The organism is Bacteroides caecigallinarum (assembly GCF_021530995.1).
Taxonomy (GTDB): domain Bacteria; phylum Bacteroidota; class Bacteroidia; order Bacteroidales; family Bacteroidaceae; genus Phocaeicola; species Phocaeicola faecigallinarum.
Genome location: NZ_JADYTF010000277.1, coordinates 1 through 603 on the forward strand (window position 1 = coordinate 1; position 603 = coordinate 603).

At 45.1% G+C, this 603-nt stretch carries 1 protein-coding gene and 1 pseudogene; both read right to left on the reverse strand.

Going from position 1 to position 603, the window contains the following annotated elements:
- A pseudogene (locus I6E24_RS16600) lies at nt 1–371 on the reverse strand (PcfJ domain-containing protein); the annotation flags it as partial.
- 1 nt (nt 372) lies between these two features.
- Nucleotides 373–603: PcfK-like family protein (locus tag I6E24_RS16605; RefSeq protein WP_235329827.1), on the reverse strand; the 231-nt coding region annotated here is incomplete at its 5' end.

The window sequence follows — 603 nt, forward strand, 5'->3', positions numbered from 1 at the left end:
ATGGAATACTCTGCCTTCTGTCCCACCTTGTATGTTGCTCCTACCATAAAGTAGCGCAACACTTGATAGCCTTTTCGGGTCGTAATGATTTCATAATATGCGCTGTCCCTGAAAACTCTCTTTCGGGTATCAAGTATTTCAAGTTCCTTTCCGCAATGGGGACAGCTACAGCCACATATAGTTTCCGCAAGAGTGTGTCCGCCTTTCCAGCGGTGTCCACATTCCGAACAAGTGATAGTTCCGCCTTTTGTGCGGTAGGCATGATGCTTGAAGCAATGTTCAAAAGCGTATGCTTTCTGCTTGTCTGTCAGTTCGGGCAGTCCGCTTGACAAACGGACTACCTCTTTCTGTATGCGTGTTCTCGGTTTCATATCAAAAATCAAATAATGAGGGTTGGACTTGTGTTTCTTTTTTCGCTGTCGGCTTGTTGCGGTTCTGTAGCTTTTGGAGTTCCATCTGCTGATATTGGGCAACCGCCTTTCTTCTTGCTTCCTGCTTTTCCTCTTCTGTCAGTTCCACCACATGGTTTACAACTACTTGACATTGTATAGGCTTGCCTACTTCAATCTCGTTTTCATCGTAATAGTGAATGGCTTGTCCGTA